This is a genomic window from Gottfriedia endophytica (assembly GCF_017814275.1).
GTDB classification, from domain to species: domain Bacteria; phylum Bacillota; class Bacilli; order Bacillales; family Bacillaceae_G; genus Gottfriedia; species Gottfriedia endophytica.
The window spans coordinates 71,531-96,381 of sequence record NZ_JAGIYQ010000014.1 but is presented as its reverse complement, the minus strand read 5'-3'; the positions used below and the strand labels follow the sequence as shown (position 1 = coordinate 96,381).

Sequence of the window (24,851 nt, the reverse complement as noted above, 5' to 3'; positions counted from 1 at the left end):
CATAACCCGAAGGTCGCAGGTTCAAATCCTGTCCCCGCAACCAAATGGTCCCGTGGTGTAGCGGTTAACATGCCTGCCTGTCACGCAGGAGATCGCCGGTTCGATCCCGGTCGGGACCGCCATAATAATACATACTCAAACGAAACAGATTGTTTCGTTTTTTTGTTATTCAAAAAATAATCCGATACTACAATAGAATAAGAAGAATCATACAGAATTACATCAGTACTGTAAAACTGATTGTGTTATACATTCAAATAAAAATAAAATAGGATATTTTAAAGTAGTTAATTAACTATTTTAAAATATCCTATTATTTTAATCATACCTACTCACTTAGATCCTTTTTTATTTGGTATTCCAAATGAGATATCATATAATAATTTCAACAGATCGAAAGAGGGATGATTTTAAATATGAACAACCTTACGAGATTTAAAATTGTAAAGCCAGCTAATGAAGTTTTTGAAGCCTTTGTAGACCCTTCAAAAATCAAGAATTTTTGGTTCTCGTCAAGTTCTGAAAGATGGGAACAAGGTAAGAAAATTACTTTGGAATATGATCTATATAATGCAGTAGTAGAAATAAAAGTAGTTGAAATCAAGGGAAATGAGAAAATCGTATTTAGTTGGGGCACGTCTGAGGAAGAACATGTCGTTACGATTACCCTAAATGAAATAGAAAATTCGATTACAATTATTGAAGTTAACGAAGAAGGTTTTAATGAAAATGATGATGAATTAATACATAAAATGTTAGACAATAAAGAAGGTTGGGTTTTTGTATTGACCTGTTTAAAGGGATATTTGGAATCTGATATTAAGACGTTGAGAGAAGGACTAGTGAAGGGTTAATCTATTTCAATTAGCTATCTTCACTTTTTAATTTTGTTGGTTCATGCCTCAGGTGAATGATTGCTTAAATATAATAGAACGTATTGATCCCTTTTTTATTTGATTAGTGATTCCTACCTAATTGAAGCAAATTAGGGATTTTTTGATGCAAATGAGTGTATAATTGAAAAATAATTAGTGGTTATGTGAATGATTATTTGAATCAGTTTGGGTTCAATAGTAAACTGTTAAAGATAATGTATTTAAAAGGATTTACATATAGAAAAATAGGTTTAATGATGGACGGTGAGTAGATGGGTCATAATAAGATACATACAACTTCTGAAAAAGAAACACAAGCAGTTGCTGAGCGTATAGGTGAGCTTGTGGTACCTGGAACAGTTATTTTGCTGGAAGGTGATTTGGGAGCAGGTAAGACGACTTTTACGAAAGGCTTTGCAAAAGGTCTTGGTGTAAAAAGAAATGTTAACAGTCCGACGTTTAATATTATTAAAGAATATAAAGGACGTATGCCACTTTATCATATGGATGTTTATCGTTTAGATGGTGGAGATGAAGATTTAGGATTTGATGAATATTTTAATGGTGAAGGTGTTTGTGTTGTTGAGTGGGCACATTTAATTGAAGATTTTCTGCCAAAGGAATATATGAAGCTTATTATTCGTCGTTCTGGAGAAAATGAAAGAGAGATTGAAATCTTGTCAGTTGGAGAGCGTTACGAGACGCTAAGTAAGGAGTTAATGGAAGATGACCGTTTTAGCAATTGATACTTCGACTAATGTGATGGGTGTTGCTTTAATGAAGGAAAAGCAAATCATTGGTGAAGTAATTACATATATTAATAAAAATCATTCCGTACGTTTAATGCCAGCAATTGAGCAATTAATGAAAGAGTGTAATGTGAAACCGAATGAGTTAACAAAGATTGCTGTGGCAAAGGGACCAGGGTCTTATACAGGTGTACGCATTGGGGTAACAGTAGCAAAGACATTAGCATACACTTTAAATATCCCACTTGTCGGTGTTTCAAGTTTAAAGTTATTAGCAGTAAATGGGAGATATTTTAATGGATTAGTTTGCCCGCTATTCGATGCACGTCGTACCCAGTTATACACAGGTTTATATGATGTGAAAAATGGGCAAATTGAGACGGTTTTAGATGATTGTAATATATTAAGAGAACAGTGGGTCCAGCTGTTAAAAGCGTATGAGCAGCCGATATTATTTGTAGGAAATGATGTTTCGATTCATGAGGATTATTTAAAAGAAGCTCTAGGAGATCTTGCAGTTTTTACAAATCAAAACAATCAACGTCCAAGCGAGCTTGCGTACTTTAGTTTAAGTGAAAAGGAAGCAGAGTCTGTTCATCATTTTGTCCCAGAATATTTGCGTTTAGCAGAGGCTGAAGCAAATTGGATTGCCAATCAACAAAAGTAGGTGAGTTAGATTGATTTCTTCTGTAAGTTTTCGAAAAATGACAGAATCAGATTTGCAAATGATATTAGAGGTTGAGCAAAAATCTTTTACGACTCCATGGTCTTATGAAGCTTTTTATAATGAACTTTATCATAATCAGTTTGCACATTATCTTGTTGTTGAAGCAGATGGAAAAGTGATAGGATATTGTGGACTATGGGTTATTATTGATGAAGCGCATATTACGAATATAGCAATCTTACCTGAGTACCGAGGAAAAAGGTTAGGAGAAGCGCTACTTAAAATGGTTATGCAATATGCGGTTGAGCATGGAGCAGAAACGCTAACGTTAGAAGTCCGAGTTTCCAATACAGTTGCACAAAATTTATATCGTAAATTAGGATTTCAAAATGGTGGAATTCGTAAAAGTTACTATACAGACAATTATGAAGATGCGTTAGTGATGTGGGTGAAAATGGTATGAGTACAAAAGAAGAATGTTTAATTTTAAGTATTGAAACAAGCTGTGATGAAACGTCAGTTGCAGTGATTAAAAATGGAAATGAAATCTTAAGCAATGTGGTTTCTACACAAATTGAAAGTCATAAACGCTTTGGAGGGGTAGTTCCTGAAGTTGCTTCTCGTTTACATGTAGAGCAAATGACTGTTGTAATAGAAGAGGCATTGCAGCAAGCAAATGTAACGTATAGTGATTTAAGTGCAGTTGCGGTTACTGAAGGACCTGGACTGATCGGTGCATTATTAATTGGGGTGAATGCAGCAAAAGCAATTGCATTTGCACATGGACTTCCTTTAATCGGAGTTCATCATATTGCTGGTCATATTTATGCCAATCAGTTAGTTAAACCAATGGAGTTTCCTTTACTAGCATTAGTCGTTTCTGGTGGCCATACAGAGCTTGTTTATATGAAAGAACATGGGAGCTTTGAAGTAATTGGGGAAACAAGAGATGATGCAGCTGGAGAAGCATATGATAAGGTTGCACGGACGTTAGATTTACCTTATCCTGGTGGACCACATATTGATCGACTTGCAGATGAAGGTGAAGCATCCATACGGTTTCCTCGCGCTTGGCTAGAGGAAGGAAGCTATGACTTTAGCTTCAGTGGATTGAAATCAGCCGTTATTAACTACATGCATAATGCCACGCAGCGTGGTGAAGAAGTCAAACCAGAAAATGTAGCAGCAAGCTTTCAAGAAAGTGTTATTGAAGTCATTGTAACGAAAACGATTCAAGCGGCAAAAGAATATGGTGTAAAACAAATCCTTTTAGCAGGGGGAGTTGCTGCAAATAAAGGATTACGTACTACTTTAACAAATAAAGTAGAAGCACTTGAAGGAGTAGAATTAATTATTCCGCCATTATCATTATGTACGGATAATGCTGCTATGATAGGAGCAGCGGCTTATATACGTTATCAACAGGGTAAAATGTCATCCCTTGATTTAAATGGATCACCTGGTTTAGATTTAGAACAAGTATAATGAAAAAGAGACTTATGCACAAAATTTTTATAAAATGTGCATAAGTATTTTTAATTTATGGATAAGTTGAACTATGTTGTGAGTAAAATTGTGTATAATAAATGAGTTTATCTGTGGATAATGTGGAAAAGTCGGTGAATAACTTATATTAAAAGAAAATTAAATGTGGATAACTTGTAGATAATTCGAACTACTATAAGGGGTTCTTTTCTAGGCTCTTTTTTTAAAGATTGTTGCTTTCAGCGTTTGTAATTTAAAAGACAGAAGTTGATTGGAACGGAAGGGTGCCCAGGCTTCTGTGGGAGATGCGGGAAGGCTGAGACCCCGCAGGAGCGTATGCGACGAGGAGGCTCAGCTCACGCCCCAAGGAAAGCGAGCATCCCTACGTTCCAATCAACTTACACATACCGAAATAGCAACAAAGTTTACGAAAACAGCCAAATAAAAAAACAGATGACATAACCTTTGCCATCTGTTTCACCATTTTTTATTGAAGAGATTCCCATTCTTCCATCGATTCAAGAAGCTGGGCCTCTAAGTTATTTTTTTGCTCCGTAATGGTATTAACTTTTTCATAATCTCCATAAACTTCAGGCTTGCAAAGCTCTAATTCTAATTCTTCAATTTGGCTTTCAAGTTCGGTGATCGTCTTCTCAAGCTCATCTAAACGACGCTGGATTTGACGTTGTTTCTTTTTCTCTTCTTTATCCGCTTGGTAATCAGTTGTTTTACGTGTATCAGATTGCACAGTGGAGTTTCTTTCTTCTTCCTGTGCTTTTAATTTTTCGAGTGTTTCATTTTTCTTAAATATATAATAATCATAATCACCTAAGTAAACAGTTAAGCCGTTTGGTTCTAATTCGAATGTATTTGTGGATAATCTGTTCATAAAGTAACGGTCATGTGATACGAATAAAATTGTCCCAGGATAATCGATTAATGCATTCTCTAAAACTTCTTTACTATCTAAATCTAAATGGTTAGTTGGCTCGTCTAGAATAAGAAAATTAGCTTTTTTCATCATTAATTTTGCTAGTGCAAGACGTGCTTTTTCCCCACCACTTAAAGTAGATACGATTTTCGTTACATCATCGCCAGAAAATAAGAAGTTACCAAGGATTGTTCGAATTTCTTGTTCAGGCTTTAGTGGGTATTCATCCCAAAGCTCGTCCAATACTCGTTTATTCGAAGTTAACTTTGCTTGTTCTTGGTCATAGTAACCGATAGTGACGTTCGCTCCGAATTGGATATCACCTTGAAGGGACTCAAGATCGCCAATAATCGTTTTTAATAAAGTAGATTTCCCTACCCCATTAGGACCCACAAGCGCAATGCTCTCTCCTCGATTCACATTAAAAGTGAAAGGGCTTTGAACTGTTGGAACTCGATTATATCCAACAAATACATCGTGAACCTTTAGCACTTCATTTCCACTTTGTTTTTCAATTGAAAAAGAAAAATTCGCCGATGCATCGTCACCTTGAGGACGATCTAAACGGTCTATTTTTTCAAGCTGTTTACGTCTACTTTGCGCACGTTTTGTCGTAGATGCACGTGCAATATTTCGCTGAACAAAGTCTTCTAATTTAGCAATTTCCTCTTGTTGTTTCTCAAATTGCTTCATTTCTTGCTCATATTGTGCGGCTTTAAGCTCAAGATACTTACTGTAGTTTCCAACGAATTTTTGATGACGATGATTAGAAATTTCATAAACAGTGTTAACAACTTGATCTAAAAAGTAGCGGTCATGAGATACAATTAATACAGCACCAGGGTAGGACTGTAAATATCGTTCAAGCCAACTTAACGTTTCAATGTCTAAATGGTTAGTTGGTTCGTCTAAGATTAATAAGTCAGGTTTAGTTAATAATAATTTCCCTAGAGCTAATCTTGTTTTTTGCCCACCACTAAGTGCTGAGATTGATGTTTGATAATCTTCATTTTTAAAGCCTAAACCACTTAAGATGGAGCGAATATCTGCTTCAAACTGATAACCGCCTTGTTCTTTAAAAGTATGTTGTAAATGATCGTACTCGGCCATTACTTTGTCATATTCAGCTTGGTTAGAATAGACTTCTTCCTTTGTCATTTTTAATTCAAGCTTTCGCATCGAATCTTGCATAGCAGTTAAATGAGAAAAAATAGCATAATACTCGTCCCAAATCGTAGAATCACTTTGAAGACCTGTATTTTGTGCTAAATAACCTAATGTAACATCCTTAGGTTTAATTAACTCACCACCATCGAATGAATATTCTCCTGCAATTATTTTTAATAGAGTAGACTTACCAGCACCATTTCGACCAACGATCGCAACTCGGTCCTTTGTTTTTACTTCTAATTTTATATTTGAAAGAATAACATCACTCCCAAAATATTTGGAGATATTATTCACTTGTAATAAGATCAATCGTGTTCACCTCGAGTACTAAATTGTAAACGCTATACAGTGTACTGTCATTATAAGAAAAAATAGTGTATATTTTATAGTAGAGCAAGACTTTTTTACTAAAATGAATGATTGACAGTAAGTGGGGGATTCAACAAATGGAATCAGAACAAATAAAAATTCCACAAGCTACTGCGAAACGTTTACCTTTATATTACCGTTTTATTAAGAATTTGTCTTTATCAGGTAAACAAAGAGTTTCGTCTGCGGAATTAAGTGAAGCAGTAAAGGTAGATTCGGCAACGATTCGTCGTGATTTTTCATACTTTGGTGCACTTGGTAAAAAAGGTTATGGCTATAATGTGAATTATTTATTAACTTTTTTCTCAGAAGCATTAAACCAACACGAAGTAATGAAAGTTGCTTTAATTGGAGTAGGTAATTTAGGTACCGCTTTCTTACGATATAATTTCATTAAAAATAACAATACAGAAATTGTAATGGCTTTTGATATTGATCCGAACAAAATTGGAACGGATATCGGTGGAGTTCCAATCTATGACCTTGAAAAACTAGAAGAAATCATAACTGACGAAATCCAAATTGCGATTTTAACGGTACCAGCAGGGGTTGCTCAATCGATTGCAGACCGTTTAACAGAAAAAAACATTCGAGGTATTTTAAACTTTACACCTGCTCGTATTAGCGTGCCTGATCATATCCGTATTCATCATATTGATTTGGCAATTGAGCTTCAAACACTTGCATATTTCCTTCAAAAATAGATACAAAAACCCCCATAAAATGGGGGTTTTTTAGTGCATCATTTTATTTAACAGATGAAGTTGTTGAATGACCACAAATGAATTCATGAGCATATGCGTTAATATTGGGACAAGTAAAGTATTTGTTCGTTTATATAAGAAACAGAAGAGCATCCCAATCCCAAAGTAGGAAAGGAAAAATGGTAAATCACCATGCATAAAAGCAAAGATGGAAGAGCTTATTATAGCGGCAAGAATAACATGAAGACGCTTTGATAAACTTCCAAATAAGATTTTTCGGAAAATAATTTCTTCTAAAATTGGTGCGATCAAGCTTGGAATAATAATAAATGCTGGGTTAAGTTTTGCGATTTCAAGAATTTGCTCCGTATTTTGTGAAGCGTGATTTACATCGAACAAGAAAATAATCAGCTTGATACAAATTATCTGAATCACCATTGCTAAAAAATAACCCATGGTCGACCAACGAATAACTTTTAAAACTTCAGGTTTGTCTAGTTTTCTCCAAGAATCAAAAACAGATGTTTTTAAAAGAATTAAGATAATGAGTAGGCCAACAATAAAGCTTATACATGCCCACAATCCAACAGCTTCTTTAACTGCAATTGAATGTGGCTGATTGCTATATAAGTTTGTTTTTGCTAAATACCTAACCCCAATTACTCCTGAATACTGCATAAGTATATATGTAAGTAAAACCCATAAATCTTTTGCTTTCAAATTGTACTCCCCTTTAATTGACTGGAACGTTGATGTCCTTATTAGTCTATTTTACTTGTTTTGAATCATGAAAGAAAGTACATGGGAATGTTAAAAATGTATGACAAAACAAGTGCGAAAATGACAATAAAAGTCAGTTGTTTTGACTTGCAAAAATGGAAAATATTATTTATTATTATAAATGTATTAGCACTCACTGATGTTGAGTGCTAAAAAACATTATTTAAGTATTGAGGAGGTTATTACATATGTTAAAGCCATTAGGTGATCGCGTTGTAATTGAGCTTGTTGAATCAGAAGAAAAGACTGCTAGTGGAATCGTATTACCAGGTACTGCTCAGGAAAAACCACAAGAAGGTAAAGTAGTAGCAGTAGGTGCTGGTCGTGTCCTTGATAATGGAGAGCGCGTTGCAGTAGAAGTATCTGTTGGCGACCGCATTATCTTCTCAAAATACTCTGGCACAGAAGTGAAACACGAAGGTGCTGAGTTCTTAGTGTTACGTGAAAGTGACATTGTAGCAATTATTGGTTAATTTTTAAGAACAAAAATTTAGATTTTAAAAAAATATATGTAAATAAATTAAAAATTATGAGGAGGTTTTTTTAATGGCTAAGGACATTAAGTTTGGTGAAGACGCTCGTCGCGCAATGCTTCGTGGGGTAGATGCATTAGCAGATGCTGTAAAAGTAACATTAGGACCAAAAGGACGTAACGTGGTTCTAGAGAAAAAATTCGGTTCACCATTAATTACAAATGACGGTGTAACAATCGCAAAAGAAATCGAATTAGAAGACGCATTTGAAAACATGGGTGCAAAATTAGTTGCTGAGGTTGCTAGCAAAACAAACGACGTTGCTGGTGACGGTACTACAACTGCAACAGTTTTAGCGCAAGCAATGATCCGTGAAGGACTTAAAAACGTAACTGCTGGTGCAAATCCAATGGGTATCCGTAAAGGAATCGAAAAAGCAGTGACTGTAGCGGTTGAAGAGTTAAAAGCAATTTCAAAACCAATCGAAGGCAAAGATTCAATTGCTCAAGTAGCAGCAATCTCTGCTGATGATGCTGAAGTTGGTCAGTTAATCGCTGAAGCAATGGAACGCGTTGGAAACGACGGAGTTATCACTTTAGAAGAATCTAAAGGTTTCACAACTGAGTTAGAAGTAGTAGAAGGTATGCAATTTGACCGTGGATACGCTTCTCCTTACATGGTAACAAACTCAGATAAAATGGAAGCAGTTTTAGACAATCCATATATCTTAATCACTGACAAAAAAATCAATAGCATTCAAGAAATTTTACCAGTGTTAGAGCAAGTTGTTCAACAAGGTAAACCATTATTAATGATTGCTGAAGATGTTGAAGGTGAAGCATTAGCAACATTAGTAGTAAACAAATTACGTGGAACATTCAACGCTGTAGCTGTTAAAGCTCCTGGCTTTGGTGACCGTCGTAAAGCAATGCTGGAAGATATCGCTGTATTAACTGGCGGTGAAGTGATTACTGAAGAATTAGGTTTAGATCTAAAATCTACAAACATCACTCAATTAGGTCGTGCGTCTAAAGTTGTTGTAACAAAAGATAACACAACAATTGTTGAAGGTGCTGGATCATCTGAAGCAATCGAAGGACGTATCGGTCAAATCCGTGGTCAATTAGAAGAAACTACTTCTGAATTTGATCGCGAAAAATTACAAGAACGTTTAGCGAAATTAGCTGGTGGCGTTGCTGTTATCAAAGTTGGTGCTGCAACTGAAACTGAGTTAAAAGAGCGTAAATTACGTATTGAAGATGCATTAAACTCAACTCGTGCTGCAGTAGAAGAAGGTATTGTAGCAGGTGGTGGTACTGCATTAATGAACGTTTACAATAAAGTAGCTGCAATTGAAGCTGAAGGCGATGCAGCAACTGGTATCAACATCGTATTACGTGCACTTGAAGCACCAGTACGTCAAATCGCAACAAACGCTGGCTTAGAAGGCTCAGTAATCGTTGAGAAATTAAAAAACGTTGAAGTAGGCGTTGGATTCAATGCTGCAAACGGACAATGGGTAAACATGATTGAAGAAGGAATCGTTGACCCAACTAAAGTTACTCGTTCTGCACTTCAAAACGCAGCATCTGTTTCTGCAATGTTCTTAACAACAGAATCAGTAATCGCTGACAAACCAGAACCAGCTGGTCCAGCAATGCCTGATATGGGCGGCATGGGCATGGGCGGTATGATGTAATAACAAGGATAAAACCTTGGTGCATCAACGCTTTAATACAATAAGATAATATCCGTGGTCACGATTTGGTCACGAAAATTTATTTAATGAAGCTTCTCATGAGTTCACTGAACTTTTGGGAAGCTTTTTCTTCCATGTTTTTGGTCATATGAGCATAAATGTCCATCGTTGTATTTATGTCTGAATGCCCTAATCGTTGTTGAACCTCTTTCACTCCAACACCTGCTTCAATCAACAACGATGTATGTGTATGTCGAAAAGAATGTGGAGTAACGCTTTTTGTAATTCCAGAGACCTTTAGTAATCGTTGCATACGGCTTTGAATTCGTTTATGGAAACTAGGGTAGCCATATTCATCAGCAAATACAAAGTCTTTGTCTACATACTGATTACGGTTCATCATTTTCAATTCATTTTGCCCTGTTTTATGCCTCTTTAATTCTTTTATGACTGTTTCGTCTATTTTGATTGTACGGATAGAGCCTTGAGTCTTAGGGGTAAGTAAAGTGTATTTCCTCGAGTTATTATTTGGATTGTACAAAGTCTTTGTTACGCTTAAGGTATTGTTCACAAAATCAATGTCTTTCCATTGTAACGCCAGCAATTCACCACTTCTTATACCACTATATGCTAGCACTAAAAAACTCATATAGTCGTTATCCAATCCCTTTTCTTTTGCGGTGTCCAGAAACAACTTTAATTCTTCTTTTTCCAAATATTTAATCGTTTGTTTTTTTCGTTCAATATCCTCAACAGTTTCAATCCGCTTAGGCATGACAAAGAAATCTGTTGGATCAGTAGTAATAATTTGTAGTTCTACCGCTTTCTTAAAAATCATGCTTCCAGCACTGTGAATGCCATCCAATGTATTTTGCGCATATCCTTTATCAAATAAATCATCAATGGCTTTTTGATACATTGCACGTGTAATGTCCTTCATTTTGAGGTGTGCGAAATAATCAAGCAACCGTATTATTTGTTTTTCTCGGCCTCGTACACTACTTATTTTTGCTCTTTTGGCATACAGTTGTAGCCACTCCTGGACAAAGTCTTTAAATAATATGGTGTGCTCTTTAATGTATGTTCCGTTTGCAATTTCTTGTTCTAATTGAGCGGCTGCTATTTGCGCCCCCTTCTTGGTTTTGAATCCCCTACGTTTTATCTGTTTACGTTTCCCAGTCTTTGGATCAGTACCGCCCTCTGTAATGAATTGCCACATTTGGCCCTGCTTAGTAGTGTACTTTTGAAATGATGCCATCTCTTCACCTCATTTTAAGTTATTTTAGTTCTTTGTAGTAAATCTCAAAAAGCTCATTCAGCGAACCATCCATATGATGTTTTTTCTTTATATAAATTGATGCATATTCATTTTTGGTCAATGGAGTAGAATCTACTTCTGAAAATAGTTCTCGGCTTGAATTTATTTTCATTTGAAAAAGGAATTCAATTATTTCACTTATAATTTTCATTTCTCTTTCGTTTTGGTTTTTCTTAAGTAATTCAGTCAAATTGTTAAATTTTCTACTTAATTCAAACTCTTCTTTTGTTAATTCAGGGAATTCCGCTTGCATAAGCTGCTGAAAAGCTTCATCCGATAAATTTAGTTGCCTTTTATTTTTAGACCCGCTTGAAAGATAATCTATTGTTACACTGAAATGGTCTGCGATTGCTTGAAGAGTCTCTATACTAGGCTGTCTATCATTCCGTTCATAATTTCCAAGCGTTGTAAAAGGAATTCTTAACTCATCAGAAAGTTCTCTTAAAGTCATTCCTCTTTGCTTTCTTAGCTCTCTTATACGTTTTCCAACCATTACTAACTTCCTTTCCTGTGTATTTATAATTGTATATTACACAAAATGAAAACAAAGTACAAGTTGAATTACTCATTTCGGGATGTTATTATTGTTTTTGTACCCAATATGAAAAAAGAAGTGGTGATTCAATGAAATGTATTCAGAAAATTAAGCATGAGAAATACTTAGAAATCGATGGGGTAAAGTTAAAACTTTTTAGGTTATCTAGAGGTTGGAATCTAACTAGATTAGCGTTAGAAAGTGGTGTAACAAGGAAGACGATTGGAGAAATTGAAAAAGGTAAAAAAACTAATATTCGATTTTCCACAATAAATGAAATTGCGAATGCATTGGAAATAAAAATAGAATTTTTTTGTACTCAAAATGAGATGTGAGTCAACTTTAATAAAAGGAGAAAGAAAATGAATTTTAAAATTGAAGTACCAATTGAAACATTAATAATATCTCGAAAAGATTTAAAAGGTGTAGTTACTGAAATGATGGAGGAAATGAGGTCGGAAATTATCGATGAAGAAATTTTAACCATTAAAGAGACTGCTGCGTATTTAAAAGTAAGTATACCTACCGTTCGTAACCTGATAGTAAATAAAGAAATTCCTTATTTTCAGAGAGGGCAAGTGATTCGATTGAATCGTAAGGACGTGAATATATGGATGCGAAATAGCATCATTAATAAAAATGAATTAAGTAAATAAATTTTGGTGAAATCCATCGGAGGTGTAAGGATGCAAGGATGGATCAAAATACATCGAAAAATAAAAGGACATTGGTTATATGAAGAAAAAAGAGTATATTCCCGGTTTGAGGCATGGTTTGATTTATTGCTTGATGTTAACCATAAAGATCATAAATTTTTATTAGGTAACGAACTTGTTGAAGTTAAGGCAGGTCAGACAATAACTTCTATTCGTAAATTAAGTGATAAATGGGGCTGGTCAAACAGTAAAGTAACAAATTTTCTTAAATTATTGCAAAACGACGGCATGATAGTGCTAGAAAGCGACACAAAAAAGACGTCTATAACGATTATTAATTATGAAGTTTACCAGTCAAGTGCAAGCTCAAGAACGACACATTTCAATCATACTGACGATGAGGATAATGCACAGAAACACACAAACAAGAATGAGAAGAATTTAAAAAATGAAGAAAATGAAAAGAAAAATAGCTATTCTGATCAATTTGAACAATTCTGGAATGAATATCCTAGGAAAATCGAAAAGAAGAAAGCATTTAAATCATTTAAGATAGCGATTAAAAACCATTCATTTGAAACGATAATGGCTGGAACAAAGAAATATGCTAAAGAAGTCCATGGGAAGGACAAGCAATACATAAAGCACCCATCTACATTTTTAAATAATGAGTCTTTCATAGATGGGTTTGAAATTGGGGGAGGAAGTAATGGAACTTATCAAAATACCAAAAGTTATGCAGAACAATATGGTCTTGATTTCTAAATACTGCAACAATCACTGTTACATAAAAAATGGGGAGAAACATGTAAAGTTATCTCAAATGATGATGCTGGGTGGGAAAGAATGCTGCCCTCGATGTGAGTTAAATCGTATAAATGAAAAACTAGAGGATGAAGTTCAACAACAATTTAATAAAGACTCTAATAGTAAAACTTACAATATTTTTAAGAATCATAGTATTCTTACTGATAAAACGATTCTAGGGGCAACATTTGAGAATTACAAAACTGAAACACTAGAAGAACGAAAGAATAAAAAAAATTGTTTACAAGTACTAGAGCGATTAAAAAAGGGAGAAGTTTTCAATGTATTACTTCAAGGGAATCCAGGAGCTGGAAAAAGCCATTTAGCTTATTCACTGCTTAAAGCACTTAATGAATCTGGTGCAGGAGTAACTTGTCTCTTCGTAAATGTGGAAGAGATGATCAGACTAATTAAAGATTCATTTAACAATAAGCAAAGTAAATTTACAGAACAGTATTTTGTAAAATTACTCTCAGAGGTTGATTACTTAGTATTGGATGATATAGGGGCTGAAACAGGTGCCATTGAAACTGGTAAAACTGCAACCGATTTTGTTCAGAGAATTTTATATGCAGTGACCAGTGCACGGCAAGATAAAGTAACGATTAGCACAACAAATTTAAGCAGTAACATATTATTTACAATGTATGATAAAAAGCTTGTATCCCGTTTGTTAAAAAAACCAGAATTTATTCTTTTTAAAGAAACACAGGATAAAAGAATTTCAGGAATGCCATTTTAGGTCTCATATCTAAGATGTTCCAATTGGTTGTTCTAACAAATGATGATATTTGGATAATATCGTTAGAAAATTCAGTTTTTTAAAAATGAAAGGAAGTGGTAGGATATGAAAGAAAAATACTCCATTTTAGATGCTAAACAGGAAAAGGCTATTATAGCATTAATTAATGAACCAACAATCACACGTGCAGCTAGAGCGGCAGGAATTGGTGAAACAACACTTTATCGTTGGTTACAGGAAGAAGGATTCAATAAAGAATATCGTAGTGTTAGAAAACAGGCTTTATCGCAAACGATAGCGAGGTTACAGACTGGTACAACTAAGGCTGCTGAAACATTAGAAGAAGTGATGGATGACAAGGAAGCTTCTTCTAGTAGCAGAGTTACAGCTTCTAAAACTGTACTGGAAATGGCATTTAAGGCTTATGAACTTGAAGAATTAGCTTCAAAAATGGATGATTTAGAAAAAAGACTGGATGATTCGCTAAAATAATAATCATAAATCTATATTAATTGAAGGTTTAACATATGGGAGTGATGGGGTAATGTTGAAGAATCGTCTCAAAAAAGTGGAAAAGGCAGTTTCAATTAATGACCAGAAAAAAATGAGATATTTTATCTGTTATAAGGACCTGAAAGTTGATCTTGTAAGAGTAACAGAGGGCCAACAATTATTATTTGTAGGAAACCTGGAGAATTTTTTAATATTTAAACAAAAATATAATGAAGAAGGGATTTTTATTATTCATTCAATCCCAAGGCCGCCTGAAGAGTGGGAGAGTTATTATAAATTGGATAAACTCCCATGAGTAAACTATGTCAAACAAAATGCCCCGAGAAAATTCGTGGCATTTTGTCTGCTTATTTTTTATTAGCTGTAAACTACTGGTTTTGCTATTTAAGTTCATATACTATGGTTCGAGGGTTGTCTTCAAACTTTAGAATGGACCAGTCTTCGGAGGATTTTGCACTTGTTTTGTAAATCTCCTCTATAACTTAAAGAGGAGTAGTACCACTTTTATTGTCACCATTTGGTCAAAAACAAAAGCGCTTGGTCATTGTCAGTCTAGTATCTTTTATTCCTTCTTTTCTACTTCTACTTTTGACGGATATACCCATCCTTTTACCGTCTTTACTGGCGATTAGAACTACGCCTACATGTCTTAGTGTACGCATTCATATCCTTTTTTAGATAGACAGTAGAGAACCAAATGATCTCCAAAATCTCCAGTTGTACGTGCATGATTTGAACTATATTCTGATAGCCTGTGTAAGCCTAGGTCCTTTCAAATTCTCTAAAGTTTCTTATCTTATTTTTAATAACCAACAAAAGTTAAAAGGGGTTTATCAAAAAAAGTATCTTCGTACTATTCCTCAAAATACCATATATCTTCCATCTTCATATTTAATTCTTTCGAAATATAATAAGCAGTCTTATATGAAGGAATTGATTGGTTATTTATTAATGAACTCATTGTCGTATTACTGATCTTTACTTTCTTAGCGATGTGAGAATATTTTATTCCTTTTTTATCTAAAATTTCTTTTAGTCTTGAAATTACCAACATAACCACCTCACTTAAAAATTCTTTTAAAAAGGGCAAACTCCTTTTTTAAGTGGACATGCAATATTAATTAACTAGGCACATATCATTAATTAAGAAATATAGTTAACCAATTTTAAAAATATGTTAACTAGCTGAATAACTATCGATAGTTAACTATTAACACTTTAAAGCATTGGTACAACACTAATTTTAAATTATGTAATTAGAAGGGGTGGGAAAAGAGAAGATGATAAGGAATATAAAAACAGAAGGATAAAAGGGAGTGTTATATAATGAAAGACTGCTTGATGGATTTATATAGTAGATACAGAGAATGGATTTTAAAAAATGAGTTCGAAAATGAGATAAAAAGATGTTTTAGGCTCGGTGAAATTTCACATAAGTACGGTGAAACGATCGTTTATCCTACGATTGTCCGAATAGGTTTATCCGTTAATTGTTTAGAAGCAGTTTTAAATTTACCTCGCGGATTTAATCCAGAAGACGTGGCAAAAAAATCGTGGGTTTTCAATCAAAGTTTCGGTGAGAATGTAGAACTTAAACGAGTTTCGGCAAAGACATTTATCCTGTATGTGATGTCAATAAATCCGTTTAAGGAAACGATAATATATAACTATGAAAATATATATAGCGAAATAATGAAATATGATTTGCCGATATACGTCGGCATTACTGCTAGAGGCGGCAGTTTTTCGTATGATATGGTCGAGCAACCTCATTTATTAATCGCAGGAGAAACTGGTAGTGGTAAATCCGTATTATTACGTACGATTGTAACGACACTTCTACTCTCAAAAAGTGTTAATGAATTACAAATGTATATGTTTGACATGAAAAAATCTGAGTTCTTCTTATATAAGCGAATACCGCAAGTAAAAATCGTAACTCACGAAAAATCTAAAATAAAATCTTGCTTTAATGAACTAAAAAAGGAAATGGGATTAAGAGGTGACCTATTAGAACAATACGAAGTATCTCATGTTAATGAATTACCAAAAGAAATAAGACCGCCTTTTATCACTATATTCATAGATGAATTTTCATTAATAGATGATAAATTGATATATGATCTGTTACAACAAATTGCTGCGATAGGGCGTGCATTAGGAGTATTTGTAATTTTATCTACTCAAAGACCATCAGCTAAGATTTTAGAAGGAGAGCTTAAAGTACACTTAACTGTACGTATAGGTGGAAGAGTACAAGATGGTACAAATAGCCGAATTATTATTGATACTGAAGGTTGTGAAACCTTAACTACTTCGGGCCATATGAAAGCTAAAACTACAAAAGGAATAATTGACGTAAAAGTACCCTTACTTAAAGTTGAACATGCAAAATCTATCCTAGAACCTTACAAATTACCAAATGAAGAAATAGCAGAAAAGAAGGTAGAATTCGAAATTCCTTTAAAGTCTGCAAAGAAAGTATCAACTAATAAGATAAAAAAATCGAAAGTTATCGTTTGGAGTGATTTCAAATGATAGAACGTGATCAAGAAATTGTTAATACACTCGAATTTTTCAAATGCTTAAGCCGTGATGATTTAATTTTGTTATTTTTTAAAGATAAGAAAAGTGCAGTATCGAATTGTAATCAAGTATTAAGAAGATTAAGAGATAGGGGACACATCAAACAGTCTAAACGACACAGTCCCGCAGTCTACTTTCCAAATCCCTCAACGATAAAAGAAACGTCTCAGAAAATTCCGCACTATCTAGGGATTGCTCGGGTTTACTTCAGCTTAAGCCACTATATTAACTCGTTTGAAGTAGAGCCGAAATTAGGTCCGAAAGGGACGGTAGAGCCGGACGCATTTATGATTTACAATAACTCACCTTATTTCGTTGAAATACAATTAACACAGTATAACGTTAAGACAATGCAAGAGAAAATAGAGCGTTATGAAAATTACTACTACTCGAATGAATGGCGTAAATTTCCGTGGCAACCAGACGAACCTTTCTTCCCTGCAATTGCTATCTTTACGCAGACCTCTTACGAAATAAATTCATTTTTAGAAATTTATCAATATAAATCAGCAAAAGAGTTACATCAATTAAGCGCGATGCAAATTTAAAAGACGCTTGGGAATGCTATAGAGTAACAATTAACAAATGGTACTTGTGCAAATGTCAAACCTCCGGAAATTTGAAAAGATAACCAGAACCAAAGGGTGCTGGTTGTGTAGTATTAATCTTCTTATTAGGAATCTCAGACACTATTATTAGTGAAATCATTCGTTTTTTGATATGAATTAAAAAAGCACCTGAAGAGGTGCTTTTGAAGTGAGAGGTCATGTTTGACCTCTTTTTTGTACATCGAAAGTGTCATAACTTAACAGTTTTGATTACGTTCTTATTCAACTATATGGCAGTTTAGTTCAATAAGGTAAGAGGGGAAACGACTAATACTGTCTCACTGCTCGTAATTTTTCTTTTGAAGAAAATTTAGCCATAAAAAATTGCACCTCCAATTGTTAGACTGTGTCTAACAATTGGGGTGCAGTTCAGCTGTTGACGGTCTTTTTTTAGGCGCTGAGTTCTATGTTACGTTTTTTATCTTTTCTTGCAGTAAGAAATTGCGGTGCGAAAATACCAAGTAATATGCAAACAATGCCGAGCCATTGTAATGGTGATACGACTTCATGAGCGAGTGTAATAGAAGCAATGATTGCTGTTGGGAGCTCAGCAGCACCTAAAATTGTTCCTAGTCCTGTTCCTACTTTTGGGACACCAATAGAGAAGCAAATGACCGGTACAACAACACCGAAGAATCCAAGGAAGAGTGCATATTTCCATAATCCAGCTTGCAAGGCACCATTAATTAAGAAGGCTGGTGGAAAAAATAAGCAAACGATAAACGTAGCACTTGTTGTCATCAGAAAGCTTTTCGTATATGGTGGTACATTTGTAGCAACGCGGCCGCTTGCAAAAATATAAAAGGAAAAAGAAACAGCGGCTAATAGTCCAAAAATGATACCTTTTGTAGAGAAGTTTTGTCCAAATCCTTCAAACACCCCACCTGCCAATAGAGTTCCGACAAATAAAATAATAATTGATATTATCTTTTCACGGCTTGGAAATGTTCGATTTGCAATTGCTTCAATGGTTACTCCAATCCATGTAAATTGAAAGAGTAAAACAACAGCAATCGAAGCTGGTAATTCTTCTACAGAGATTGCATAGAAAATACTGGTCATGCTCATTGTTGTTCCGACAGCTAATAATGAAAGTACTTGTTTTATTGACATTTTATGACGTGAGAAAAGAAGAACGATTAGTAATATTCCGATCCAGCCAAATACATATTGTCCTCCTAATAGCTCAAACGCAGAAAAACCATTCCTAAAGCCGAGCTTGAAAATTGTTGAAAGTACGCCATAGCTGCAGGCACCAAATAAAACTAATAATGAAAACTTAAATTTCTCCATAAAAAATCCTCCTTTATAAATAAAAAACGCCCGTTGTCCAGTTCAGGACAACGGGCGAACGAAACAGAGTGAAACCTCTACAAAATTCCGCCACACACAATCAGGTGTGAGTTTGTGTATAAAATAATAACAAATTATTGTGACTCTAGTGTATTTATCTCTTTTATATTTTCATTATAAAAGAGATAAATACAAATTTCAAAATATCTACACCTTACAAGCATGCCTCTAATGCAAGATTCATCATTTTATCGAATGAAGTTTCTCTTGCTTCAGCACTAAGTTCTTCATGAGTAACTAAAGAATCTCCAATAGTAACTAGACAAGCTGCTTTTTTACCTAATACTTTCGCATTATGGAATAATGCATAGCTTTCCATTTCTGTACAAATACACTTATGGTCATTATAAAAATCAACATAGTTCGGAACTGAACTTTCATAATAAAATACATCACTCGAATGTATTCTTCCTTTAATAATAGGAATATTAATTTGCTTTGCAGTATCTTCAATTTTGTTCGTTAATAACTCATTAGGGTACTGAATATCGCCTTCTACGCCTGCTTGAGTCTTTGCAAATGTTGATTGACTCCAAGCACTATCTACAAGCACAATATCATGTAAATTCAGTTCTTCAGTATAAGCTCCAGCGCTACCAATACGGATAATATTTTCTACATCATAAAACTTATATAATTCGTATGAATAAATTCCTATACTTGCCATTCCCATACCAGAACCCATTACAGATATTTGTTTCCCTTTATAAGTTCCTGTATAGCCAAACATATTACGTATATTATTAAACTGCACTGGATTTTCTAGATATGTTTCCGCAATATATTTCGCTCGTAGTGGATCTCCTGGCATTAATACTGTTTTTGCAATTTCTCCAAATTTTGCCGTATTATGTGGTGTTGTCATATTATTATCTCTCCATTTCTATTCTTTTAACTATCAAAAACTATAATCCAACTAATATTCTTACGCCTTTCACATTCAAGTATTCTGTACAATCCTTTCATTCTTAAACTGTATTCGTTTACAAATTAGAACAAAAACAACAAGTACAAGACGATGAAAATAATACTACATAAGATTGTGGTATACATTGTTGTCTAATTTATTTCAACTAAATTATATTTCAACATATTGAATTAAGCAATAACAACTTGAAGTCACGCAATATTCTATATTTTTAAAATTTTAGTGCTTGATTTAAAAGAATAATGGCCGTGTTTCCCATTTCCACTTAACAGACAAGATTGCGAATAATTCATAACTAGATATAATACTTATAAGGAGTGTTGTTATGTCCGTTGAAAATAAAAAAAAATCACCTCTATACGTAGAGATTTATGAAAAATTATTTAAACTAATTAACGAAGGAGTCTATCCGATTGGAAGTAAGCTACCTTCAGAGCCAGAACTTTCTAAGATGATGAATGTTAGTAGAATGACCCTAAGACAAGCGTTGGGTTTTCTAAAAGAGGACGGTTATATTGAAACAATCCCTAGACAAGGGAACTTTATAAAGCAAAATGTGGATCTACGAAGTGTTGGTTTAGAAAAAATAGATAATACTGTTTTTCAATGCTGTACAGAAACAATTGATGATATAGATGCTTCCTTTGAAGTTAGTTTTTCAGACGATTATGATTACATTAAAAAGATTTTTAATCACGATTCAGCAGTGATGATTAGATTTAATAGATGGTATAAGTCTAAAAATAATATTGTGGCACATGCTTTTACAATGTTCCCAAGCGAGACAGCTTCCCAATATCAAATGAATCTTAACGACCAGCAGAGCGTATTAAAAATACTTGAAGAAGATATTTATACGCTAATCCATTCATCAACAATCGAAATAAAATTTACAGAATCAGTTCTTCCTTCTTCAAACTATGAATTACGTTCAAATAATAATTTATTCGTATTATTAATTGAAAATTTATTTGACTCAATGGGGAATGTTGTACTTAAAAATAAGATTTATATCCCAACCGAACTTAGTTCAATAAAAATAAATCGAATAAATAAATAGCATAAAAACGTTCATATATGTAAAGAAGAAATTTATATAACAAAAAAGAAACGTGCTAATATAAAAGGCTATGTTTGTGAAGAGTATTGCTAGCAAACAAATGAAGAGATTCAAAGTGTCAACTGGGAGAAATATATTATTAAAAATGATGTAATTTATCATTTCTTATTCAATATTTTAATCGAAACAGGATTACGTTTTGTTGAAATTGATAAAGTAGGTGACGAGCGATATAAGCAATCAATAGAGGCTATTAAAAAAAAATTAGATTTTAAAAATTAAATTTATGGGTTTAACCTAAACAATTATTTTAACAATTTCTTTATTATCTTATTCAACTAACGCATGCGTTAGTTGCATATTCTTAATGAAATATCCTTCCAAATAGCAAAATAAAAAGGCTGCAAAAAGCCTTTGGTGTTCTTCAACTAACACGCGTTACTTTAAGTGTATAACTTCACAAATTTTGGATTGTCACCTCATAGACATAACCAAACTTTTAACATAATAGGAGCTGCCGCATCGACAACTCCTTGTTCTCTTGCCCACGTATAAAGATTATAAAATAAACTTTCTTATTCTCCTTCTTTAATAGGAATCTTTATTCTTAATTCTGGTTCATTTAAAGTGCTGCCAAAGTAAGTCTCAAGAACTAAATAATCAGGAATATTTTTTATTGGTTCAAATTGAATACTCGTATCATTTTTTGTTTTACCGTTACTGTCACTACTTCCTGAAGAGTTAAAGCCCATACTTTTTAATTCATTTCCTTTATCATCATACAATCGAAAATTCATACCTGACATAATATTCATACCCTTTGGTTCCATAAAATCAAAATTTATCTCGGTTGTAGCAGGAGTGAGTGTAACTTTCTTCATTGTAAACGTATAATCATTATATGAGGCTTGCTCTGTAACAAAAAATGTTTTACCTTGTATTTTAGTAAGAGGAATATTTAATTGCCAGTCACCTTTTTTGCCATTAGACTCTTTGAAAGTAATAGATAAATCAGATGAAACATTATTTTGTTCACTTGGAATATATAGGTTAATTACTCCAGCAAAATTTGTATCATTAATAAAGTCGCCTGAAATATCACTTGACAAATTAGTAACATTTTTATTATCAATTTTATAAGAAACACTATTAAAGATAGAAAGTGGGTCGTTTTTCGGGGCATTTTTAAATATATAACCTAAAGAAATTCTACTCCTATCATACATAACATCTGTTATCGTAAATGATGAATCCCCGATCGAAATTGTTTCATTCAATGATTTAGAAAGCCCTCCCTTTTTTGCTTCTTGTAGTCCTTTGTCGCCCATTTTTTCAAATATTGAACCAATTATAGGTAACTTTTTTAAAGTACTTGCAAATGCAGGTGATGCCAAAGATGCTCCGCATGTAATACCAATCAATATAATAAAAGCTAAACAAGAGTATATTAACTTACCAGGGAAACTTACCCTTTTATTTTTTAATGACACGATTAGGTTCTTATTTTTCTCATTAAATTCAAGCAGCTTAATATCAGCCAAAATACTTTGTTTCAAATCTTGTTTTTGTTTTTTGTTCCACATTAAATTAGAATTTAAATCTTTTAAGGAAATATCAAATTCTGTATCTAAAAATTGCTTCTTCATCAAAATCCCCCTCCTTTTTTAATTGTTTTCTCAGTACGGGAATTGCTCTAAATAGAGTCGATTTAACTTTACTCTCAGTCCAGCCTAGTATTTTTGCTGTATCCTCTATAGAAAAACCTTTTATTTTTCTTAAGATGATCACCCTTCTGTATGTATCTTTGATTTTCTCTAAAGCTTTATAAAGTTCATATGATTCCTCTTTAATACGAAAAACTTCTTCGGGCAATGGATTGTTGTCTTTTTGAAAATGAAAAAACTCTTTAAATAATATAAAAGGCTTTCGCTTCCTTAGAAAATCAATTGTTATATTGTGTGCAATACTAAACAACCACGTTTTTTCACTAGAATGTTGTTTAAATGAATCATAATATAAATAGGCTTTTACAAAGGTATCGTGAGTTAAATCCTCTGCTTGTTGATAGTCTTTCACCATCAATAAAATAAAACTTAGAACAGATTGACTATGTTGGTCGTACCAATTTTCAATTTCGTCTTTAGGATTATCTGACAATTTAATCCCCCCTTTCACGAATAATCAATACTTAGACGTAATAGGAAAATAAAAGTTTTGATTTTTAAGAAAAAAGCTGCCAAAAATGACAGCATTATTTTGGATAATTCAATTAAATCAAAATCAACTATTTTTCTCATCTAATTTTTCATTCACACCTTGCTTTGTTGCAAATTACAAAAGTTTCTTGTTCAACTAACCTACCCAATAGTGAAATAGGAGCTGATCGATCAGTCAGCTCCTAAGTATTGTTAAACTATCGCATGCGTTAGTTCAATAAGAAAATTCAATCAACGAACAACTGCTTCTTTTCTTCTTTACTTAAACCAGTAAAGAATTTTTTATGGACTCTCAATTCCTTTTCTTTTTTTGGTAAGACTCTTTCAAACCAGGTTACTGCTATCGGTGTATGTTCTGGCTGTGCATTAACTTTATCTAAAAACCATTCATACTCTGCAATTACGTCATCATTAATGAGTGAAATGTCCATTTCTCTGCTTTTAAAATCAAGCTCTGCCAAATCTCTAGCAGTGATACATTCATCTAATTTCTTTACTACTCCAATTTCAGACGGCATTCGATCAACATTTAATGAAACAAAGAAATATATATAATTTGGTAATCTAAATAAGCCTTTTTTTGTATCTTTTTTATTTGCAATATAAATCCAATCCCCTTTATTAGCGAAACAATTAAGTTCTTCTTCATTAATTCCAATTAACATTTTTTCATATTTTTTCATAGGTCACCTCATTAGATGTATATGAATATAATACCATTTTCCAATAAATCCTTGTTGAACTATACTGCCAAATACTTAAAAAGGAGTCGATCATCATCGACTCCTTAATTTGTTCAACTATCGCATGCGTTAGTTGAATATCACGAGTCACTTTTGTGGCTCTTTTTATTGTGCTAAATGGCAGAATAGTTAATAAGGAGTGTTATAATTTATTAAATACCAATAATATTAAATGAGGTAAATTTAATATAAAGAGAGCGAACAAATGGACAGATTCAATGTGATTTTAGTCAAATATCTTTTAGGTAATGTTATGGTTATTTCAGGCTTAATACTTTTAATAATTAATTATGTTAATCCTATAAAAGAAGAATCTTTAGTATTAGCTTGGTCATTTGTTATTGCTGGAATTATTAATTTGATTTATAAAAGTTTAAAGAAACGATAAAACCGTTTTATACAGAGATGTTCAACTAACGCATGCGATAGTTGAAGATCATGAAGGCTGCTTCGGCAGTCTTTTTCTTATTTAAGTAACGGGCAGGATAATTCAATAAGAAATGCTATAATAATTTGATATATATAAACGATGGGGGAACTTAAAATTGATCGTAAAAATTGGATTTGAATATGAAAAAGATACAGTTTATTTTAGATGTCCTGCAAAAGTAGGAAGAAATATTCGTAAACTACAACGAGATTTCTTTAGATGGTTATATGATCGAAAAAACGATCATCCTTACTGGGTTCCTTTTGGAGTAAATGAAGATGGCACTGAAGAATTCGGACTAAGTTATAATGAAGATGCATTTATTTATTGGCTTAATAATGTAAGATTTAAGAAAGGCAAGACAGTTGCATTTCTTATAAACAACCCAAAGTCTTTACCAAAAAAGACAATAAGTTTTTAAATTCTAATTCAACTAAAGCATGCATTAGTTGAA

29 protein-coding genes and 1 tRNA gene are annotated in these 24,851 nt (G+C 33.4%); 20 read left to right on the top strand and 10 right to left on the bottom strand.

From position 1 onward, the window contains the following. The first annotated feature begins 46 nt into the window (after positions 1–46). The 6 genes from J5Y03_RS16670 to tsaD all read left to right on the top strand — a co-directional run bounded on the left by J5Y03_RS16670 (position 47) and on the right by tsaD (position 3,776). Positions 47–122: transfer RNA gene (locus tag J5Y03_RS16670), tRNA-Asp, on the top strand. A gap of 294 nt (positions 123–416) precedes the next feature. Next, complete coding sequence (locus tag J5Y03_RS16665; RefSeq protein WP_209407132.1) at positions 417–854, top strand: SRPBCC domain-containing protein; 438 nt, start codon at positions 417–419, stop codon at positions 852–854. Positions 855–1,147: 293 nt separating this feature from the next. After that, the gene (tsaE, locus tag J5Y03_RS16660; protein ID WP_209407131.1) at positions 1,148–1,621 is read left to right on the top strand and encodes a tRNA (adenosine(37)-N6)-threonylcarbamoyltransferase complex ATPase subunit type 1 TsaE; all 474 of its coding nucleotides are present in this window, start codon (positions 1,148–1,150) and stop codon (positions 1,619–1,621) included. Next, positions 1,602–2,291 (top strand): tRNA (adenosine(37)-N6)-threonylcarbamoyltransferase complex dimerization subunit type 1 TsaB, encoded by a 690-nt coding sequence (tsaB, locus tag J5Y03_RS16655; protein WP_209407130.1) that lies wholly within the window; start codon positions 1,602–1,604, stop codon positions 2,289–2,291. Before tsaE ends, tsaB begins: the two co-directional genes overlap by 20 nt. 37 nt (positions 2,292–2,328) lie before the next feature. Beyond that, positions 2,329–2,754, top strand: coding sequence for a ribosomal protein S18-alanine N-acetyltransferase (gene rimI / locus J5Y03_RS16650; protein ID WP_209407136.1), 426 nt, complete (start codon positions 2,329–2,331; stop codon positions 2,752–2,754). After that, entirely contained in the window at positions 2,751–3,776 is a 1,026-nt protein-coding gene (tsaD, locus tag J5Y03_RS16645; protein WP_209407129.1) for a tRNA (adenosine(37)-N6)-threonylcarbamoyltransferase complex transferase subunit TsaD, read from the top strand. The genes rimI and tsaD overlap by 4 nt, the downstream gene beginning before the upstream one ends. Before the next feature lie 487 nt (positions 3,777–4,263). Here the strand turns inward: tsaD and J5Y03_RS16640 are convergent, their stop codons facing one another. After that, positions 4,264–6,186: an ABC-F family ATP-binding cassette domain-containing protein gene (locus tag J5Y03_RS16640; protein WP_209407128.1), complete on the bottom strand. Its 1,923-nt coding sequence runs from the start codon at positions 6,184–6,186 to the stop codon at positions 4,264–4,266. Positions 6,187–6,323: 137 nt separating this feature from the next. Here J5Y03_RS16640 and J5Y03_RS16635 point away from each other — a divergent pair, with 137 nt between their 5' ends. After that, the gene (locus J5Y03_RS16635; RefSeq protein WP_209407127.1) at positions 6,324–6,950 is read left to right on the top strand and encodes a redox-sensing transcriptional repressor Rex; all 627 of its coding nucleotides are present in this window, start codon (positions 6,324–6,326) and stop codon (positions 6,948–6,950) included. A 30-nt stretch (positions 6,951–6,980) separates the two neighbouring features. On the opposite strand, the gene J5Y03_RS16630 is transcribed toward J5Y03_RS16635, so the two are convergent. Continuing rightward, on the bottom strand, positions 6,981–7,670 hold the full coding sequence (locus J5Y03_RS16630; RefSeq protein WP_209407126.1) for a CPBP family intramembrane glutamic endopeptidase: 690 nt from the start codon (positions 7,668–7,670) through the stop codon (positions 6,981–6,983). A gap of 248 nt (positions 7,671–7,918) precedes the next feature. On the opposite strand from J5Y03_RS16630, the gene groES reads away from it, so the two are divergent. Then, entirely contained in the window at positions 7,919–8,203 is a 285-nt protein-coding gene (gene groES / locus J5Y03_RS16625) for a co-chaperone GroES (RefSeq protein WP_209407125.1), read from the top strand. A 73-nt stretch (positions 8,204–8,276) separates the two neighbouring features. Further along, a complete protein-coding gene (groL, locus tag J5Y03_RS16620; RefSeq protein WP_209407124.1) occupies positions 8,277–9,902 on the top strand; it encodes a chaperonin GroEL in 1,626 nt (541 codons plus the stop codon). Positions 9,903–9,981: 79 nt separating this feature from the next. Here groL and J5Y03_RS16615 read toward each other — a convergent pair whose 3' ends face one another. After that, on the bottom strand, positions 9,982–11,160 hold the full coding sequence (locus J5Y03_RS16615) for a site-specific integrase (protein WP_209407123.1): 1,179 nt from the start codon (positions 11,158–11,160) through the stop codon (positions 9,982–9,984). A gap of 19 nt (positions 11,161–11,179) precedes the next feature. Continuing rightward, positions 11,180–11,713 (bottom strand): helix-turn-helix transcriptional regulator, encoded by a 534-nt coding sequence (locus J5Y03_RS16610; protein WP_209407122.1) that lies wholly within the window; start codon positions 11,711–11,713, stop codon positions 11,180–11,182. 131 nt (positions 11,714–11,844) lie between these two features. Between J5Y03_RS16610 and J5Y03_RS16605 the strand changes: the two genes are divergently transcribed. From J5Y03_RS16605 to J5Y03_RS16580, 6 genes are all read left to right on the top strand, one after another. Then, positions 11,845–12,090, top strand: a complete 246-nt coding sequence (locus J5Y03_RS16605; protein WP_209407121.1) for a helix-turn-helix domain-containing protein — start codon at positions 11,845–11,847, stop codon at positions 12,088–12,090. A 27-nt stretch (positions 12,091–12,117) separates the two neighbouring features. Next, positions 12,118–12,411, top strand: coding sequence for a helix-turn-helix domain-containing protein (locus tag J5Y03_RS16600; RefSeq protein WP_209407120.1), 294 nt, complete (start codon positions 12,118–12,120; stop codon positions 12,409–12,411). A gap of 30 nt (positions 12,412–12,441) precedes the next feature. Beyond that, positions 12,442–13,176: a hypothetical protein gene (locus J5Y03_RS16595; RefSeq protein WP_209407119.1), complete on the top strand. Its 735-nt coding sequence runs from the start codon at positions 12,442–12,444 to the stop codon at positions 13,174–13,176. Then, complete coding sequence (locus J5Y03_RS16590; RefSeq protein ID WP_245208933.1) at positions 13,121–13,960, top strand: ATP-binding protein; 840 nt, start codon at positions 13,121–13,123, stop codon at positions 13,958–13,960. Before J5Y03_RS16595 ends, J5Y03_RS16590 begins: the two co-directional genes overlap by 56 nt. Positions 13,961–14,065: 105 nt before the next feature. Next, the gene (locus J5Y03_RS16585) at positions 14,066–14,452 is read left to right on the top strand and encodes a phBC6A51 family helix-turn-helix protein (protein ID WP_209407118.1); all 387 of its coding nucleotides are present in this window, start codon (positions 14,066–14,068) and stop codon (positions 14,450–14,452) included. Positions 14,453–14,504: 52 nt separating this feature from the next. Further along, a complete protein-coding gene (locus J5Y03_RS16580; RefSeq protein ID WP_209407117.1) occupies positions 14,505–14,768 on the top strand; it encodes a hypothetical protein in 264 nt (87 codons plus the stop codon). Between the two features lie 558 nt (positions 14,769–15,326). Here J5Y03_RS16580 and J5Y03_RS16575 read toward each other — a convergent pair. Next, positions 15,327–15,524, bottom strand: coding sequence for a helix-turn-helix transcriptional regulator (locus J5Y03_RS16575; protein WP_245208932.1), 198 nt, complete (start codon positions 15,522–15,524; stop codon positions 15,327–15,329). A 275-nt stretch (positions 15,525–15,799) separates the two neighbouring features. Between J5Y03_RS16575 and J5Y03_RS16570 the strand changes: the two genes are divergently transcribed. Beyond that, the gene (locus J5Y03_RS16570) at positions 15,800–17,011 is read left to right on the top strand and encodes an FtsK/SpoIIIE domain-containing protein (RefSeq protein WP_209407115.1); all 1,212 of its coding nucleotides are present in this window, start codon (positions 15,800–15,802) and stop codon (positions 17,009–17,011) included. Beyond that, entirely contained in the window at positions 17,008–17,607 is a 600-nt protein-coding gene (locus J5Y03_RS16565; protein ID WP_209407114.1) for a replication-relaxation family protein, read from the top strand. Before J5Y03_RS16570 ends, J5Y03_RS16565 begins: the two co-directional genes overlap by 4 nt. 450 nt (positions 17,608–18,057) lie before the next feature. On the opposite strand, the gene J5Y03_RS16560 is transcribed toward J5Y03_RS16565, so the two are convergent. Together J5Y03_RS16560 and deoD are read right to left on the bottom strand one after the other, a co-directional pair. Then, on the bottom strand, positions 18,058–18,960 hold the full coding sequence (locus tag J5Y03_RS16560) for an EamA family transporter (RefSeq protein WP_209407113.1): 903 nt from the start codon (positions 18,958–18,960) through the stop codon (positions 18,058–18,060). 214 nt (positions 18,961–19,174) lie between these two features. Then, the gene (gene deoD, locus J5Y03_RS16555; RefSeq protein ID WP_209407112.1) at positions 19,175–19,885 is read right to left on the bottom strand and encodes a purine-nucleoside phosphorylase; all 711 of its coding nucleotides are present in this window, start codon (positions 19,883–19,885) and stop codon (positions 19,175–19,177) included. Positions 19,886–20,273: 388 nt separating this feature from the next. On the opposite strand from deoD, the gene J5Y03_RS16550 reads away from it, so the two are divergent. Next, a complete protein-coding gene (locus tag J5Y03_RS16550; RefSeq protein ID WP_209407111.1) occupies positions 20,274–21,008 on the top strand; it encodes a GntR family transcriptional regulator in 735 nt (244 codons plus the stop codon). A gap of 575 nt (positions 21,009–21,583) precedes the next feature. On the opposite strand, the gene J5Y03_RS16545 is transcribed toward J5Y03_RS16550, so the two are convergent. The 3 genes from J5Y03_RS16545 to J5Y03_RS16535 all read right to left on the bottom strand — a co-directional run bounded on the left by J5Y03_RS16545 (position 21,584) and on the right by J5Y03_RS16535 (position 23,907). Then, complete coding sequence (locus J5Y03_RS16545) at positions 21,584–22,654, bottom strand: DUF4179 domain-containing protein (protein WP_209407110.1); 1,071 nt, start codon at positions 22,652–22,654, stop codon at positions 21,584–21,586. Further along, positions 22,623–23,165, bottom strand: a complete 543-nt coding sequence (locus J5Y03_RS16540) for an RNA polymerase sigma factor (RefSeq protein WP_209407109.1) — start codon at positions 23,163–23,165, stop codon at positions 22,623–22,625. Before J5Y03_RS16540 ends, J5Y03_RS16545 begins: the two co-directional genes overlap by 32 nt. Positions 23,166–23,451: 286 nt before the next feature. Next, on the bottom strand, positions 23,452–23,907 hold the full coding sequence (locus J5Y03_RS16535; RefSeq protein WP_209407108.1) for a hypothetical protein: 456 nt from the start codon (positions 23,905–23,907) through the stop codon (positions 23,452–23,454). Positions 23,908–24,172: 265 nt separating this feature from the next. Between J5Y03_RS16535 and J5Y03_RS16530 the strand changes: the two genes are divergently transcribed. After that, a complete protein-coding gene (locus tag J5Y03_RS16530; protein WP_209407107.1) occupies positions 24,173–24,355 on the top strand; it encodes a hypothetical protein in 183 nt (60 codons plus the stop codon). A 157-nt stretch (positions 24,356–24,512) separates the two neighbouring features. Further along, positions 24,513–24,818, top strand: a complete 306-nt coding sequence (locus J5Y03_RS16525; protein ID WP_209407106.1) for a hypothetical protein — start codon at positions 24,513–24,515, stop codon at positions 24,816–24,818. Positions 24,819–24,851: the final 33 nt, after the last annotated feature.